General features: G+C 70.0%; 16 protein-coding genes. 11 read left to right on the plus strand and 5 right to left on the minus strand.

Features of this window, described 5'->3' with window-relative positions; all coding sequences use genetic code 11:
• Positions 1–318: 318 nt before the first annotated feature.
• Positions 319–936: a trimeric intracellular cation channel family protein gene (locus tag KXR53_RS25755; protein WP_437378161.1), complete on the minus strand. Its 618-nt coding sequence runs from the start codon at positions 934–936 to the stop codon at positions 319–321.
• Positions 937–1,117: 181 nt separating this feature from the next.
• Between KXR53_RS25755 and KXR53_RS25760 the strand changes: the two genes are divergently transcribed.
• From KXR53_RS25760 to KXR53_RS25770, 3 genes are all read left to right on the plus strand, one after another.
• Positions 1,118–1,876: a sulfite exporter TauE/SafE family protein gene (locus tag KXR53_RS25760; RefSeq protein ID WP_437378162.1), complete on the plus strand. Its 759-nt coding sequence runs from the start codon at positions 1,118–1,120 to the stop codon at positions 1,874–1,876.
• Between the two features lie 68 nt (positions 1,877–1,944).
• Complete coding sequence (locus tag KXR53_RS25765; protein ID WP_437378163.1) at positions 1,945–2,571, plus strand: HAD family hydrolase; 627 nt, start codon at positions 1,945–1,947, stop codon at positions 2,569–2,571.
• A gap of 22 nt (positions 2,572–2,593) precedes the next feature.
• The gene (locus KXR53_RS25770) at positions 2,594–3,817 is read left to right on the plus strand and encodes an adenylate/guanylate cyclase domain-containing protein (protein WP_437378164.1); all 1,224 of its coding nucleotides are present in this window, start codon (positions 2,594–2,596) and stop codon (positions 3,815–3,817) included.
• Here KXR53_RS25770 and KXR53_RS25775 read toward each other — a convergent pair.
• The gene (locus KXR53_RS25775) at positions 3,814–4,602 is read right to left on the minus strand and encodes a metallophosphoesterase (protein ID WP_437378165.1); all 789 of its coding nucleotides are present in this window, start codon (positions 4,600–4,602) and stop codon (positions 3,814–3,816) included. The genes KXR53_RS25770 and KXR53_RS25775 overlap by 4 nt on opposite strands.
• A gap of 220 nt (positions 4,603–4,822) precedes the next feature.
• On the opposite strand from KXR53_RS25775, the gene KXR53_RS25780 reads away from it, so the two are divergent.
• From KXR53_RS25780 to KXR53_RS25790, 3 genes are all read left to right on the plus strand, one after another.
• Positions 4,823–5,128 carry a hypothetical protein gene (locus KXR53_RS25780; protein WP_437378166.1) on the plus strand — a complete coding sequence of 102 codons (306 nt, stop codon included), beginning with the start codon at positions 4,823–4,825 and terminating at the stop codon, positions 5,126–5,128.
• 166 nt (positions 5,129–5,294) lie between these two features.
• Positions 5,295–6,326, plus strand: a complete 1,032-nt coding sequence (locus KXR53_RS25785; RefSeq protein ID WP_437378167.1) for a methyltransferase — start codon at positions 5,295–5,297, stop codon at positions 6,324–6,326.
• 71 nt (positions 6,327–6,397) lie between these two features.
• Entirely contained in the window at positions 6,398–6,865 is a 468-nt protein-coding gene (locus KXR53_RS25790) for a heme-degrading domain-containing protein (RefSeq protein WP_437378168.1), read from the plus strand.
• A gap of 2 nt (positions 6,866–6,867) precedes the next feature.
• Here KXR53_RS25790 and KXR53_RS25795 read toward each other — a convergent pair whose 3' ends face one another.
• A complete protein-coding gene (locus tag KXR53_RS25795; protein WP_437378169.1) occupies positions 6,868–7,899 on the minus strand; it encodes a methyltransferase in 1,032 nt (343 codons plus the stop codon).
• 91 nt (positions 7,900–7,990) lie between these two features.
• Positions 7,991–9,022 (minus strand): glycosyl transferase family protein, encoded by a 1,032-nt coding sequence (locus KXR53_RS25800; RefSeq protein WP_437378170.1) that lies wholly within the window; start codon positions 9,020–9,022, stop codon positions 7,991–7,993.
• 178 nt (positions 9,023–9,200) lie between these two features.
• On the opposite strand from KXR53_RS25800, the gene KXR53_RS25805 reads away from it, so the two are divergent.
• The 3 genes from KXR53_RS25805 to KXR53_RS25815 are packed head-to-tail and all read left to right on the plus strand — an operon-like array spanning position 9,201 to position 12,050.
• Entirely contained in the window at positions 9,201–10,814 is a 1,614-nt protein-coding gene (locus KXR53_RS25805) for a GMC family oxidoreductase (RefSeq protein WP_437378171.1), read from the plus strand.
• A 10-nt stretch (positions 10,815–10,824) separates the two neighbouring features.
• Positions 10,825–11,526: an SDR family NAD(P)-dependent oxidoreductase gene (locus KXR53_RS25810; protein ID WP_437378172.1), complete on the plus strand. Its 702-nt coding sequence runs from the start codon at positions 10,825–10,827 to the stop codon at positions 11,524–11,526.
• The gene (locus KXR53_RS25815; RefSeq protein WP_437378173.1) at positions 11,523–12,050 is read left to right on the plus strand and encodes a class I SAM-dependent methyltransferase; all 528 of its coding nucleotides are present in this window, start codon (positions 11,523–11,525) and stop codon (positions 12,048–12,050) included. The genes KXR53_RS25810 and KXR53_RS25815 overlap by 4 nt, the downstream gene beginning before the upstream one ends.
• A gap of 27 nt (positions 12,051–12,077) precedes the next feature.
• Here the strand turns inward: KXR53_RS25815 and KXR53_RS25820 are convergent, their stop codons facing one another.
• Positions 12,078–12,542 carry a CHAP domain-containing protein gene (locus KXR53_RS25820; RefSeq protein WP_437378174.1) on the minus strand — a complete coding sequence of 155 codons (465 nt, stop codon included), beginning with the start codon at positions 12,540–12,542 and terminating at the stop codon, positions 12,078–12,080.
• A 256-nt stretch (positions 12,543–12,798) separates the two neighbouring features.
• Here KXR53_RS25820 and KXR53_RS25825 point away from each other — a divergent pair, with 256 nt between their 5' ends.
• Positions 12,799–13,689, plus strand: coding sequence for a proline iminopeptidase-family hydrolase (locus tag KXR53_RS25825; protein WP_437378175.1), 891 nt, complete (start codon positions 12,799–12,801; stop codon positions 13,687–13,689).
• 65 nt (positions 13,690–13,754) lie between these two features.
• A complete protein-coding gene (locus KXR53_RS25830; protein ID WP_437378176.1) occupies positions 13,755–14,693 on the plus strand; it encodes an ABC transporter permease in 939 nt (312 codons plus the stop codon).
• The last annotated feature ends 4 nt before the right edge of the window (positions 14,694–14,697 follow it).

Raw genomic sequence — 14,697 nt, forward strand, 5'->3', positions numbered from 1 at the left:
GATGTCGCCGGGGCCAACGACAACGCCGGCTCGGCCGGTGACGGCACGACCGTCGCCGCTGATCTCAAGGCAGGACACGGCTGGCCTGAACAGCCGGACGCGCCCGAAGACGGCCGCCCGCCATCCAGGCCCGCGAAGCTGGACAGCAGCTGAGGGCTGCTGCGGATCACATCCAGCCATTCCATCTTTCTGCCAGCCTTCCACTCTCCCTCCCTTGCCGGAGGGCGGAGGGGTCTGCGCGCGTCCGCGCGCGATGGGCCGGTTCCGATATCGGCGGGCCTCATCGGCTCTTCGCCATCGCGCCAGGGAGGCGACGGCTCAGTGAAGATCCCGCGTATAGACGAATTTCGGCATGCTCCAGCCGAATCTGAGCGCGAGCAGGCGGAGCGCCAGGCCGATGACCATCGCGGCCGCCGTGACGAGATCGTGGCCGATCCCGGCGGCCAGCCCGGCGACGTAGATGCCGCCGGTCACCACCGACACGGTGGCGTAGAGCTCGCTGCGGAAGAGGAGCGGGATGTCGTTGCAGAGGACGTCCCGCAGGACGCCGCCGACGCAGCCGGTGATCATGCCCGAGGCGATGACGATCACGATCGGCAGGTCCAGCGCCATCGCGATATTGGCGCCGATCACCGTGAACACGACGAGGCCGATCGCGTCCAGCAGCAGGAACAGCCTGCGCAGATGATGCATGAGGCGGGCGGCGGGGATGGTGAGCAGGGCGGCGCCGCCCGTGATCAGCAGGTAGGACGGATGCTCCACCCAGGACAGCGGATAATGGCCGAGAAGGACGTCCCGCGCCGAGCCGCCGCCGAGGGCCGTGACGCAACCGAGAAGATAGACGCCGACCCAGTCCATGCTGCGCCGCCCGGCGGCCAGCGCCGCCGTCATGGCTTCGGCGACGATGGCGATCAGATAGAGGGAATGCAGAAGCATCGGCGGATCCTGACGGCTCGACCGGCGAAATCCCGAAAGTGTCGACGCGCGGTTCCGGGGCCAACCGCGGAGACCATGTCAGGCCCCCCGTTCCCGATCAAGCCAGCGGGGCCGAAATGCATTGCTCTCGGCGCAATCCGGCGGTTGAGCGAGGCGACCCGCATCGGCCATGGTCGCGGTGATGCCGACCGATCCCTTCGTCCTCGCCGTGCTGCTGGGCACCATCTTCGTCATCGCCTTCACCAAGGGCGGGTTCGGCGGGGGCTTCGCCATCCTCGGCATCCCGGCCCTGTCCTTCGTCATGCCGGCGGTGGACGCGGCGGCGGTGATCGCGCCGCTGGTGCTGCTGATGGACGTGTTCACCGTCTGGGCCTTCCCGCCGCGGACCTGGAGCCGGCCCAACTTGCGGCTGCTGATCGCGCCGCTGCTGTGCGGCATCGCTCTGGGCGGGCTGACCTTCGCCCTGGTCGAGCCGGCCTGGGTGACGCTGCTGATCGCCATCGTCACCCTGGTCTTCGCCCTGCGCTGGTTCGCCCGCCGAAAGCTCGACCGGCCGCGTGCCGCCCCCTCCGGTCGACGCGCGGCGCTGTGGGGCACGCTGACCGGCTACACCACCTTCGTCGCCCATTCCGGCGGACCGCCGCTGGCGATCTATCTGCTGCCGCAGCGGCTGGACAAGACCGTCTTCGCCGGCACCTCGGCGATCGTGTTCATGGTCTGCAACATCGCCAAGCAGGTGCCCTATCTCTATCTCGGCGTGCTGGAGCCGCGGAACCTCGCCGCCATTGCGGCAGCGGCGCCGGTGGTGCCGCTCGGCGTCTGGATCGGCCGCCGCTTCCACGACCGGATCGACGAAGCCCGGCTGTATTACTGGTTCCACCTGCTGCTGGTCGCGATCGGGCTGAAGCTGCTGGTGGACGGTCTGCTCGGCGTGCCGTGACCGCGGTTGCCGGTCCGGCTTGGCGGTACCATCCTGAACTGGACGGCAGGGACCGGCGGAGCCGCCGCATGATCACGCTCGTCCTGTTCGACATGAACGAGGTGCTGTGCCGCTACGACAAGGCGGCGCGGATCGCCGCCCTGGCGCGCCTGTCCGGTCGCAGCCCGGAGGCGATCGAGGCCGCGATCTGGGGCTCGGGCTTCGAGGATCGCGGCGATGCCGGCGAGCTCGACGCCGAGGCCTATCTGCGCGGCTTCGGCGAGTGCATCGGCCATCCGTTGAGCCGGGCGGAATGGACGGCGGCGCAGCGGGCGGCGATGACGCCGATGCCGGAGACGCTCGACCTCGCGGCCCGGATCGCCGGCGCGGCACGGGTCGCGGTGCTGACCAACAACAGCCTCTTGATGCTGCAGCAGATCGACGCGTTGTTCCCGGAGCTGCGGCCGATCTTCGGCGACGCGATCCATGTCTCGGCCGAGTTCCGCGCCCGCAAGCCGGACCCGGAGGCGTATCGGCGCTGTCTCGACCGGCTCGGCGCCGCCGCGGCCGCGACGCTGTTCGTCGACGACGGCGCCGGCAATGTCGCCGGGGCGGAGCGGGCAGGGCTGGCCGGGCACCGCTTCGTCGACGCGGCGGGCCTGGCCGCGGCGCTGCAGCGGCACGGCCTGCTGCCGCCGGCTGCGCGCTTGGTGTAAAGCTCTCCACGAAGGAGAATCGATGGACGACGCCAAGCTCACCGCTCTGGCCGGCTGGATCACCGAGGCCGGGCTGATCGGCCTGCCGGAGACCGAGCTTCTGGCCGGCTTCTGCGCCCGGGCCGTGTTCGCCGGCCTGCCGCTGGCCACCGGCCTGCTCGTGATCGACACGCTGCACCCGATCTACGAGGGCAACGCCGTGCGCTGGCGCCGCGGCGAGCCGGAGGCCAGCTTCACCGGCTATGGCCGCACCACCCCGGGCGTGAATGAGGAGAGATGGCGCGCCAGTCCGTTCTTCCACCTGATCGAGACCGGCCAGGAATGGATGCGCCGGCGGGTGACGCCGGAGAGCTGCGCCGAGTTCCCGGCCGTGGCCACGGTGGCGGAGGAGGGAATGACCGACTATCTCGGCATCCTCAACCGCTTCGAGGCGGAGGGCGCGATCGCCGACTGGGACGGGCTGTTCTCGGCCTGGACCACGGACCGGCCCGGCGGCTTCACCGATGACGAGATCGCGGCGATGCTGCGGCTGATGCCCGGCCTCGCCATGGCGATGAAGGCCACCACCCTGGCGCGGATGGCCGGCACGCTGCTCGAGACCTATCTCGGCCGCGACGCCTGTGATTCGGTGCTGTCCGGCCGCATCGCCCGCGGTGTTGCCGACCGCATCGACGCGGTGCTGTGGTTCAGCGACCTGCGCGGCTACACCCGCATCACCGACACCGCGCCACCGGAGCAGATCATCCCGTTGCTGAACGACTACGCCGACGCGGTGATCTCGGCGGTGCAGGAAACGGGCGGCGACGTGCTGAAGCTGATCGGCGACGGTGTGCTGGCGATCTTCCGGCCGCAGAACGGCGGGGCCGAGGGCCGCGCCCGGGCCTGCCGCGCCGCGCTGAAGGCGGTGCGCCGGGCCCAGGCGGCGATCGCGACGCTCAACCCGCAGCGCGCCGCGGCCGGCCAGCCGGTGACCGAGATGTATGCCGGCCTCCACATCGGCGAGGTGTTCTTCGGCAATATCGGCAGTGCCCACCGGCTCGACTTCACCGTGGTCGGCCCGGCGGTGAACGAGACCAGCCGGATCGCCGAGATGTGCCGCGCGGTCGACCAGCCGATGCTGGTCTCCTCCGCCTTTGCCGCGGCGGCGGGAGGGGCCGAGGCCGGCCTCGTCTGCGTCGGCCGCTACGCCCTGCGCGGCGTCCGAATGCCGCAGGAGCTGTTCACGCTTGAGCCGGAGTCTTCCTAGATCCGCCAGACCCTGAGGCCGCGCATCCGGTCGCCATGGATCAGCACCGCCGACAGGCAGCCGGTGGCGAAGGCGCCGGTGTCGACATCGATGCGGTGCGGATGGCTCAGATCCAGGGACTCGACCGGCGTATGGCCGTGGATCACCGCGACATTCTCCGGGAAGGGATGACGCCATTCCAGGAAGGGATCCCGGATCCACAGCAGGGTGTGGCGGTCCTGCTCCGCCAGCGGGCGCCGCGGGTCGATCCCGGCATGGACGAACAACAGGTCGCCGATCCGGTGGCTGACCGGACAGCCGCGCAGCCAACCCAGCAGGTCGGGCCCGATCGCCGCCCGCACCCGGCCGCGCCAGTCGCCGCTCAGCTCCGTGACGCCGCATTCGATCAGCACCCGCTCGCCGCCATAAAGCAGCCAGAACTCCAGGGAGCGGCGATCGGTGGCACCGTCCAGCAGCGCCACCATGCGGTCGTCATGGTTGCCCAGCAGCGTGATCGTCTCCACGCCCGGGATGCCCCGCCGCGCCAGGGCCAGGGCGCGCCGGTTTTCCGGGCCGCGGTCGACCAGATCGCCGAGATGGATCAGCGTGCAATCGGTGCCGGCCGGCAGGGCCGCGAACTCCGCCGCCACCAGCCGGTGCATGGCCTCCAGAAGGTCGGCCTGGCCGTGCACGTCGCCGATCGCCGCCACCGCGCGGCCCGGCGGCAGCGGCCGGATCGCCGGCCGCCAGGGATCGCGGCGCGGGTCGAGGTGGCGCGGCAGCCGGTCGAGGTCGTCCGGCCTCATGATGTCGCCTTGCGCGTCGGTCGGATCATCGGGCTCATCTTATCAACGGTCATTCGGGCTTGCAGGATGCGAAGCGCGGGTTACGTTCATGAATGCGGACGGCCGACATCGCACCACCTCCAGGTGGGAGGTCCCGCAACGCGCCGCGGCATGCGGCCCGGCGCGAGCCGATCGACAGGCCGCCCCGCCGAGGGGTGCGCCCCATCGACAGGAGCAAGCGATGAAGCTCAACACCGCGATGGTGGACCGGACCGTGACCCGGTTCGGGGCCCAACCCGTGCCCGACACCCATCCGGCCATGCCCCAGCTGAACACCATGTTCGGGGAGCACACCTTCTTCCTCGACGGTGACGGGCTCCACATCGTGGAGGCGGTCGAACTGGCGCCGACCGGCGCCCCGGCGGGGCAGGTGGTGAAGCTGGCCAGCTGGACGGATGCGGAGCGGACCACCCTGGCGCCGCACGAGCCCGAACCGACCGATGTCGTGATCGAGTTCGGTCCGATCGATCCAGAGGAAGAGGTCTGAGGATGACCGGGCGGCCGGGCGGGGATCCGGCCGCCCGGCCTCGCTGGAAGCGAGAGCCCGGAGGGAACTGGCGGGGCGCCGATAGGCCCCCCGAGTGGGGGGATTGTCGCGCCGTTCCGGCCCGGCGATCGTCATAGTGGTCACCACATCCGTGGGGAGGGCCGCCATGTCCGCAGACTCCGCCGGCCGGCATGCCCCGGTCACACCCGAGCTCATCATGCAGCTGGGGTTCGGCTTCTGGGCCTCGAAGACCCTGTTGAGCGCGGTCGAGCTCGGTGTGTTCACCGCGCTGGCCGACAGTCCGCTGGACGCCGAGGCCTTGCGGGTCCGGCTCGGCCTGCATCCGCGCAGCGCGCGTGACTTCTTCGACGCGCTGGTGGCGTTGCATCTGCTGAACCGGGACAACGGTCGCTATTCCAACACGGCCGAGACCGACCTCTATCTCGACCGCGGCAAGCCCACTTATGTCGGCGGTATTCTGGAGATGGCGAACCGGCGGCTCTACCCCTTTTGGGGGAACCTGACCGAGGCGCTGCGCACCGGCCGGCCGCAGAACGAGGCCAAGGCCGGCGGCGACTTCTTCGCTGCGATCTATGCCGACCCCGAAGGTCTCGCCGGTTTCCTCCACGCCATGACCGGCGTCAGCCTGCCGCTGGCGCACGCGCTCGCCGCCCGCTTCCCCTGGGCCAAGTACCGCAGCGTCATCGACATCGGGGCTGCGGCCGGATCGGTGCCGGTCGAGCTCGCCCTCGCTCATCCTCATCTCGAGGCGGGCGGCTTCGACCTGCCTCCGGTGCAGCCGGTGTTCGAGGCCTATGTGGCGCGGCGGGGCCTGGCCGGCCGGGTGCGCTTCCATGCCGGAGACTTCCTGCGCGAGGCGCTGCCCTCGGCCGAAGTACTGGTAATGGGCCACATCCTCCACGACTGGGACCTGGAGGAGAAGCGGATGCTGGTGGCCAAGGCCTATGCGGCGCTGCCGCAGGGCGGGGCGCTGATCGTCTACGACCGGATGATCGACGACGACCGGCGGGAGAACGCGGCCGGCCTGCTGATGAGCCTGAACATGCTGATCGAAACGCCGGGCGGCTTCGACTACACCGGCGCCGACTGCATCGGCTGGCTGCGCGAGGCCGGCTTCGCCTCCGTCCGCCAGGAGGCCCTGGCCGGCCCGTATTCGATGGTGGTCGGGGTCAAATAGACCATCGTATCTCGGGCCCATGCGGCTGAGGCTGTGGCAGGATCGGTCGCCGAGATTCGAGGAGGGGGACCATGACCGGGACCGACCACGCCGCCCGCACCGCTGAGCTTGAGGCCGAGGAAGCGCGGCTGGTCTTCGACCGCTTCGACTTCGCCGAGGCCTGGGCGATCGGCCGCACGCTGGTGGAGACCGCGCCGGCGCCGGTCGCGATCCGCATCCAGGTCGCCGACCGGGTGCTGTTCGCCGCGGCGCTCGACGGCACCTCGGCCGACAACCAGGTCTGGCTCGACCTCAAATCCGCCGCGGTCCGCCAGTTCGGCCGCAGCTCGCTGTGGCTGCATCACCGGCTGAAGGCGCGCGGCCGGACCCTGGCCGACAGCCCCTCGATCCGCACGCCGATGGCCGATCATGGCGGCGCCTTCCCGATCCGCATCGGCGCCCAGGTGGTCGGCGTCATCGGCGTCTCCGGCCTGCCGCATGAGGACGACCACCGGCTGATCACCAGCGCGATCGAGGCGTGGAAGACGGGCCGATCGTAGGCTCAGGCGCCGTCGGGCTGCGGGCGAGGCGCCGCCTCCAGAATGGTGACGGACGAAGCCGTCGGAATGGTGGCCGTGAGCTCGAATCCAGCGCCAGTGAGCAATTGGCTGAACTCAGCCCTGGTCCGCTCGCGGGCCCTGCCAAACATGGCCATCATCTGCATATCGATCAGATATTCGGTCGGCCGCCCCCGTGACGGGTCGGGCTCGAGGAGGGCCTCGACCACGAGCAATCGGGCTCCCGCTTCCATGGCCGAGCGGCACGAACGGAGAATTCGCAAGACGTCCTCGTCCGACCAGTCGTGCAGCACGCGGACGAGCAGGTAGAGATCGGCGCCGGACGGCACGCCGTCGAAGAAGCTGCCGCCACAAGGGGTGATGCGACCGCCGGCGAGCGCATCCGGCGGAATGGCGGCGACTACGTCGGGCCGGTCGAAGACGATGCCGCGCACCTCGGGACAGAGAGCCGATATGCGGCGCAGGGTCTCGCCGTTGCCGCCCCCGATATCGGCGATCAGGTGAGATTTCGAGAAATCATAGCCGGCTGCGATGGCGCGGTGACGGTCGTCCGAAAAGTTCGCCATGAACGCATCGAAGATGCGCGCCTCGTCGGGATTGTTTCGGAGATAGTCGAATCGGCTCACCCCCCATGCCGCCTCGTGCGGAACACCCCCATGGAAAGCGACATCGAGAGCTTCCCAGGCGCGCCAGGATCCGGCAGCTGTCCAGAAACGCGCCGAGTGATGCAGGCTGTTCGGCACATCGCTGCGCAGCAGCAGAGACCGTGGCGTATGGGCGACCATCCCTTCGGCATCGAGGCGGAAGATGCCGAAGGCGGCGAGAGCGCGCATCGCTCGGAAAAGCGGCTCCGGCAGGACCCCGCTTGCCAGCGCCAGCTCGGCAATGCTGGACGCGGCCTCCGGCGCGATCCTGTCGGCGATCCCCAGGTCGGCAACAAGCCGGATCGTCCGCGAGACCTGAAAGCCCCGGATGAGAAGATCCATCGCCTCGCGGTTGTCATCGGGACCGGCCATGGTCTTCGGAGCTCCAGCCGCAGGAGGGCGTGACGCAGCGAACCGACACAGGATATGCCAACGCCGCCTGAAGCTCCACCGCGAACCCGGCCTACGCGGTCCGCTCCCGCCACAGCGCCGCCGCCTGCTCCAGGCGGCGGGCATGGGCGCCCTCGCCGCTGTCGCCGGCGATCACGGCCAGCGCCACGGCGGCGGTGCCGATCACCGTCGCCTGGGCCGCCGGGTCCTCGGCGGCGCCCGACCACACCGCGCGGAAATGCTCCAGGTCGCTGCGCGCCAGCCTCTCGCCGCGGCCTTCGCCGGCGATCGGCGGCACCGTCTCGTCCAGCGCCTCGCCGGCCACCAGGCGCTGCAGCGCCAGCGCCTTCAGGGGTGTGCGCTCGGCTTCGCCGCCGGCGCCCTTGACCACGCACAGGTCGCTCTGGCCCAGGAGGCGCGCGGTGTCGCGGTGCAGGTCCTGATAGGCCGGGTGGAACACGCCGACGAAGCTGGCCTTGGCCGCGAACGGGTTCAGCAGGCGCGCCGCGGAATTGACCGGGCTGCGCAGTCCCAGCACCGGCCGCAGCTCCATCAGTTCGGTCAGAGTGCGGCTGACCGCGCGCAGCGGCAGATAGGCGAAGCGGGTGGCGTCCAGAATCCGTGCCGCCTCGGCCGGGGTCTCGGCCACCGGCAGGCCCAGCACCCGCACCGCGTCCTCGGTCTCGATCCCCTCGGTGACCCGGACGTTGATGCCGTGCATCAGCACCGGGTGGCCGGCGCGGGCGACCAGCAGGGCCGACAGCAGGAACCACGGCGCGCCGCGGGTCTTGCCGGCGGCATAGGAGGGCCAGTCGAGGTCCGGCCGGGTGGCCGGCGCCGCCGTCACCACGGCGCGGGCGGCGCGGATCATGCCGGCCAGCTCCGCCGCCGTCTCGCCGCGATAGCGCTCCAGCAGCAGGAAGGCGCCGACCTGCATCGGGTCGGCCTCGCCGGCCAGGATGATGGCGAAGGCGTCCTCGGCCTCGGCCTCGGTCAGCGGCCGCGACCGGCCGGGGCCGCGGCCGATCGCCGCCAGATGCGCCGCCATGCGCTGGCGCGGCTGCGAGTCCGGGGTGGCGGTCACGGTTTCGACGTCGCTGGCCATGCCGGTGGTCTCCCGCAGATCGGATGGCGAATGGTTAGCGCGGGCCGCGCGGCTCGTCGAGCGCCGCGGCGGCTCGCGCGCATTGTGCGGCCGCCGAGCTTGTAGGAAGATCGCCGCCCAAGACCAACAATCAAGGCGGATCGGGGATAGGGATGGTGCTGAAGAAGGCGTCCGGCCGATGACGCGAACGATCGGAACGTTCGACACTGTCATCGTCGGGGCCGGCTCGGCCGGCTGCGTGCTGGCCAACCGGCTGTCGGCCGACCCGAAGATGTCGGTGCTGCTGCTGGAGGCCGGAGGCAGGCCGGGCACCATCTGGGTCCATATCCCGGTCGGCTATCTCTACACCCATGGCGATCCGCGCCTCGACTGGTGCTTCAAGACCGAGCACGAGGCCGGGCTTGGCGGCCGGGCGATCAACTATCCGCGCGGCAAGGTGCTGGGCGGCTGCTCCGCCATCAACGGCATGATCTACATGCGCGGCCAGGCGCGCGACTACGACCAGTGGCGGCAGCTCGGCAATTCCGGCTGGGGCTGGGACGACGTGCTGCCCTATTTCATCAAGTCCGAGGACCATTGGCAGGGCGCTTCCGCCTTCCATGGCGCCGGCGGCGAGTGGCGGGTCGAACCGCAGCGCCTGTCCTGGAAGATCCTCGACGCCTTCCGTCAGGCGGCGGCCGAGGCTGGCATCCCGCCGGTCGACGACTTCAACACCGGCGACAACGAGGGCTGCGGTTATTTCCAGGTGAACCAGCGCCGCGGCATCCGTTGGACCGCGGCCAAGGGCTTTCTGAAGCCGGTGCTCAGCCGGCCCAACCTGAAGGTCGAGACCCATGCCCAGGTGCTGAAGCTGCATCTCGAGGGCAAGCGCGTCGCGGGCGTGGTGTTCCGCCGCCCGGACGGCACCGAGGCCTATGCCGCAGCGGGGGAGGTGATCCTGGCGGCCGGCGCCGTCGGCTCCCCCGCCATCCTGCAGCATTCCGGCATCGGCCCGGCCGACCTGCTGGCCGCGCATGACGTGCAGCCGCTGCACGACCTGCCGGGGGTGGGCGAGAACCTGCAGGACCATCTGCAGCTGCGCCTGGTCTACAAGGTCGAGGGCGTGCCGACCCTGAACGAGCGCGCGAACAGCCTGCTCGGCCGCATCGGTATGGGCTTCGAATACGCGCTGTTCCGCAGCGGCCCCTTGAGCATGGCACCCAGCCAGCTCGGCGCCTTCGCCCGCAGCGACCCGTCGCAGGAAACCGCCAATCTCGAATACCACGTCCAGCCGCTCAGCCTCGACCGGTTCGGCGAGCCGCTGCACAGCTTCCCGGCCTTCACCGCCTCGGTCTGCAATCTGCGGCCACACAGCCGCGGCTCGGTCCGGATCAAGAGCCCGGACCCGACCGCGGCGCCGGCGATCCGGCCGAACTACCTGTCTGAGGAGGCGGACCGCCGTGTCGCGGTCGACGCCATTCGGCTGACCCGGCGGATCGCCGCGGCGCCGGCCCTGGCCCGCTACGCGCCGCAGGAGGTGCGGCCCGGCCCGGCGCTGCAGGACGACGCCGAGCTGGCGCGGGCGGCGGGCGACATCGCCACGACCATCTTCCACCCCGTTGGCACCTGCAAGATGGGCCGGGATCCGCTGGCGGTGGTCGACGAAAGGCTGCGGGTGCGCGGTCTGGCAGGCCTGCGCATCGCCGACGCCTCGATCATGCCGACCATCACCTCGGGCAACACCAACTCGCCCACGATCATGATCGCCGAGAAGGCCTCGGCTATGATCCTGGAGGATCGTCGCTCCGCCTGAGGAGGTCCCGATGGAGTTCCAGGATCGTCACGTGGTGGTCACCGGCGGCACCGGCGCGCTCGGGTCGGCCGTGGTCGGGCTGCTGCTCGAATCCGGCGCCATCTGCCATGTCCCGGTCCGCGATCTCGAAGCCTCGACTGGCTTCGTCCATCGCGGCCATGAGCGGGCAGTGCTGGCGCCGGTGCCGGACCTGACCGACGAGGCGGCGGTGGCGGCGTTCTATGCGGCGCTGCCCTCGCTCTGGGCCTCGATCCATGTCGCCGGCGGCTTCGCCATGGCGCCGATCGGCGAGACCGATAGGGCGATGCTCCAGCGGCAGTTCGACACGAATCTCGTCACCGCCTTCCTCTGCTGCCGTGCCGCGGTCGGGGCGATCGGGCGCGGCGACGCCGGCGGCCGCATCGTCAATGTCGCGGCCCGGCCGGCGCTGGAATGGCGCCTGGGCGCCGGCATGACCGCCTACACCGCATCGAAGGCGGCGCTGGCCGCCCTGACCGTGGCCCTGGCGCAGGAGGTGGCGGGGCAGGGCATCCTGGTGAACGCGGTGGCGCCCTCGATCATGGATACGCCGGCCAATCGCGCCGCCATGCCCAAGGCCGGCCACGCCGCCTGGCCGAAGGTGGAGGAGGTGGCGGCGACCATCCTCCACCTGGCCTCCCCGGCCAACCGGGTCGGCCGCGGTGCGGTCGTGCCGGTCTACGGCAAGGCGTGACAGGGCCGATCTCTCCCCGGATCCTCGCCGCGGTCGATCTCCTGGCCCCGCGGCCCGGGGAGCGGTTGCTGGAGATCGGCTGCGGCACCGGCCAGGCGATCCAGGCCGTGCTCGCCCGCGCGCCGACCGCGACCGTCTTCGCCATCGACCGCTCCGAGACGGCGGTGGCGCGGGCACGCATCGTCAACGCGCAGGCAATCGCGGCCGGGCGGGTCAGCATCGCCAAGGGCAATATCGAACACGAGCCGGTCGAGCCGGGCGGGTTCGACCGCATCTTCGCCATCCGCGTGAACAGCTTCTGGACCCGCCCCGGCCTGGCCCTGCCGCATGTCGCCCGCAGCCTGCGCCCCGGAGGGGAGGTCTGGATCATCTACGACGGCCCGTCGGACCGGATCGTCAAGACGATCCGATCCTCCTTCGAAGCCTTCGGCCTGCAGCACGTCCGGATCGAAACGGCTGCCGACGCGCTTGCGGTCGCCGCCGCCTGGCCAGGCGGCCTCGCCCCCGCGCCGGCGGGGAGATGAAGGGCCGACCGGCTGGCCTGCCCGATTCTACTGGAGGCCGTGCAGCCAGCCGATTCTGTGATTGGGCGTCTGGAAGATGTCCGGGCCGGTGATCTGAATGGCATCCTTGAATTTCGTGTCATTGCCCTTGGAGCAATGAACGACATGACCGTTGTCGAGAATGATGCCGATGTGGCCCTGGCGGCCATTGGCGTCCGGGAAGACGATCACGGCCCCCGGTCTGCTCTGCGTCGGTTCGAAGATCCCCGCCGCCGAGCCGATGTCGGTCCAGACCGCGGTGGTCTCGAACCAGCCGCCGTTGAACCGGGCATAGAAGTGTTCGGTCAGCTTTCGGCTGAAGCCGAAACACCAGGCAACAAAACCGGTGCAGTCGCATTGTCCACCAGCGGCCGGCGTGGGCGAGCCCGGGTTCATGCCGCCCTTGCCCAGCTTGTAACGGATCCCCTGGCCGACAGCGGAATGCGCGCGCGCCAGAACGGCCTCCAGCATCATCGTATGTCTCCGTGGAATCGCTCTTGAGAATCAGGTTTGGAGCAAACAAGGCCGCATCATCGGTCAGTGCTGCGCCGTCGGCATCCTCCAAACATACGATGACGCGCGATTTTCCCCGGGGTCAGCCGGCGGCGCTGGTCACGAAATCGGTGCAGCGACCGACGGCAATTTTCTTCTTCTCTCGGCCGCCTTGTCTGATTTGTCCGATCAGTCTAGCGTTCGCGAACGCAAAAAAGATCATGACGGGGATGGCAGGATGTGGCGGGAGATCGCGCCGGACCGGCGGGACGAGGTTCGCGTCGACGGCTACAAGGTGGTGGCCTACAGCTTCGGCTCGGGGCCGGAGACGGTGCTGTGCCTCAACGGCGGCCCGGGGCTGCCCTGTGACTATCTGCGCGAGGCACATTCCTGCCTGATCGACCACGGCTACCGGGTCGTCGCCTTCGACCAGCTCGGCACCGGTGCCTCGGACCGGCCGACCGACCCATCGCTCTGGACCATCACCCGCTATGTCGCGGAGGTGGAGACGGTGCGCCAGGCGCTCGGCCTGGGCCGGGTGCATCTGCTCGGCCATTCCTGGGGCGGCTGGCTCAGCGTCGAGTACGCGCTGACCCACCCCGAGGCGCTGAAGACCGTGATCCTGGAGGACACCGCCGCCGACATCCCGCACCTGATCGGTGAGCTGGAGCGGCTGCGCGCCGCGCTCGGCCCCGAGACCGTGGCGATGATGCAGCGGCATGAGGCCGAGGGTACGCTGGACCACCCGGTGTACCAGGCGGCGATCACCATCCTGAACCATCGCCATGTCTGCCGGCTGGACGAGTGGCCGGCGCCGGTGCGGCGCTCGCTCGACGACTGGAACATGGGGCCCTACGGCACGATCCAGGGCCCGAACGAGTTCCTCTACACCGGCAATTTGAAGGACTGGAACCGGCTGCCGGACATGCACCGGATCACCGTGCCGGTGCTGATCACCTGCGGTGAGCATGACGAGCTGACCCCGGCCTGCTCGCTGCGCATGAAGCTGGCGCTGCCGAACGCCCGGCTGCACGTGTTCCAGAACTCCAGCCACATGCCCTTCTACGAGGAGCCGCACGCCTACTACCCGGTGCTGCTCGACTTCCTCGAGAAGCATCGGGCGGCCTGATGCCGGACTGTCTTCATGGTACAGTCTCGCCTCCGGTGCCACTGCGGCACCGGGGCTGACCGGCGATGCATCGCTTCCGCTTCGTCCTGACCCGTCCGCTGCAGCTGATTCCGGTGCTGTTCGGGATCAGCGTCATCACCTTCGTGCTGATCCGCTCGATCCCCGGCGACCCGGCGCGGGTGCTGCTGGGCACCAAGGCGACGCCGGATGCGATCGCCCGGATCCGCGCCCAGTTCGCGCTCGATGAGCCGCTGTGGACGCAATACGCCTATTTCCTCCAGAACCTCGCGAATGGCGAGATGGGCCGGTCGATCCTGTACAAGATCCCGGTGTTGCGGCTGATCGCGGAGCGGATCGAGCCGACGCTGCTGCTGGTGCTCGGCGCCGTGCTGCTGTCGCTCCTGATCGCCGTGCCCTTCGCCGCGATGGCCGCGCGCCGCCGCGGTCGGCTGGCCGATCACGCGATCCGCATCGTCTCGACCACCGGGCTCGGCCTGCCGCCCTTCTGGCTCGGCATCATGCTGATCATCCTGTTCAGCGTGACGCTCGGCCTCTTCCCGGTGGCGGGCTACGGCGACAACTGGGCCGACCGGCTGCACCATCTTGTGCTGCCCTGCCTGACCATCGCCCTGGCGCTGTCGGCGGTGCTGACCCGTACGCTCCGGGCCGCGATGATCGCCGAACTGCGCTCCGACCAGGCGACCGCCGCCCGGGCGCGCGGCCTGCCAGAGGGCATGGTGTTCTGGCGCCATGTCGTCCCGAACGCCATCGTGCCGACCATCAACCTGCTCGCCGTCAACATCGGCTGGCTGATCGGCGGCACGGTGATCATCGAGAACGTGTTCTCGATCCCCGGCATGGGCCAGCTTCTGGTCCGCGGCATCTTCACCCGCGACTACATGGTGGTGCAGGGCGTGGCGATGGCCTTCGCCGTCGCCAGCGTCACCGTGAACTTCCTGGCCGACGTGCTGACCGTCGCCATCGACCCGCGGGTCAAGCTGTGAGCGC

It is taken from the genome of Inquilinus limosus, assembly GCF_051487185.1.
GTDB classification, from domain to species: domain Bacteria; phylum Pseudomonadota; class Alphaproteobacteria; order DSM-16000; family Inquilinaceae; genus Inquilinus; species Inquilinus limosus_F.

Coding starts and splice junctions, on each gene's coding strand:
- KXR53_RS25800 (WP_437378170.1), bottom strand. CDS start 9,022: ATGGCCAGCGACGTCGAAACCGTGACCGCCACCCCGGACTCGCAGCCG.
- KXR53_RS25765 (WP_437378163.1), top strand. CDS start 1,945: ATGATCACGCTCGTCCTGTTCGACATGAACGAGGTGCTGTGCCGCTAC.
- KXR53_RS25775 (WP_437378165.1), bottom strand. CDS start 4,602: ATGAGGCCGGACGACCTCGACCGGCTGCCGCGCCACCTCGACCCGCGC.
- KXR53_RS25790 (WP_437378168.1), top strand. CDS start 6,398: ATGACCGGGACCGACCACGCCGCCCGCACCGCTGAGCTTGAGGCCGAG.
- KXR53_RS25755 (WP_437378161.1), bottom strand. CDS start 936: ATGCTTCTGCATTCCCTCTATCTGATCGCCATCGTCGCCGAAGCCATG.
- KXR53_RS25810 (WP_437378172.1), top strand. CDS start 10,825: ATGGAGTTCCAGGATCGTCACGTGGTGGTCACCGGCGGCACCGGCGCG.
- KXR53_RS25820 (WP_437378174.1), bottom strand. CDS start 12,542: ATGATGCTGGAGGCCGTTCTGGCGCGCGCGCATTCCGCTGTCGGCCAG.
- KXR53_RS25770 (WP_437378164.1), top strand. CDS start 2,594: ATGGACGACGCCAAGCTCACCGCTCTGGCCGGCTGGATCACCGAGGCC.
- KXR53_RS25785 (WP_437378167.1), top strand. CDS start 5,295: ATGTCCGCAGACTCCGCCGGCCGGCATGCCCCGGTCACACCCGAGCTC.
- KXR53_RS25825 (WP_437378175.1), top strand. CDS start 12,799: ATGTGGCGGGAGATCGCGCCGGACCGGCGGGACGAGGTTCGCGTCGAC.
- KXR53_RS25760 (WP_437378162.1), top strand. CDS start 1,118: ATGCCGACCGATCCCTTCGTCCTCGCCGTGCTGCTGGGCACCATCTTC.
- KXR53_RS25805 (WP_437378171.1), top strand. CDS start 9,201: ATGACGCGAACGATCGGAACGTTCGACACTGTCATCGTCGGGGCCGGC.
- KXR53_RS25795 (WP_437378169.1), bottom strand. CDS start 7,899: ATGGCCGGTCCCGATGACAACCGCGAGGCGATGGATCTTCTCATCCGG.
- KXR53_RS25830 (WP_437378176.1), top strand. CDS start 13,755: ATGCATCGCTTCCGCTTCGTCCTGACCCGTCCGCTGCAGCTGATTCCG.
- KXR53_RS25780 (WP_437378166.1), top strand. CDS start 4,823: ATGAAGCTCAACACCGCGATGGTGGACCGGACCGTGACCCGGTTCGGG.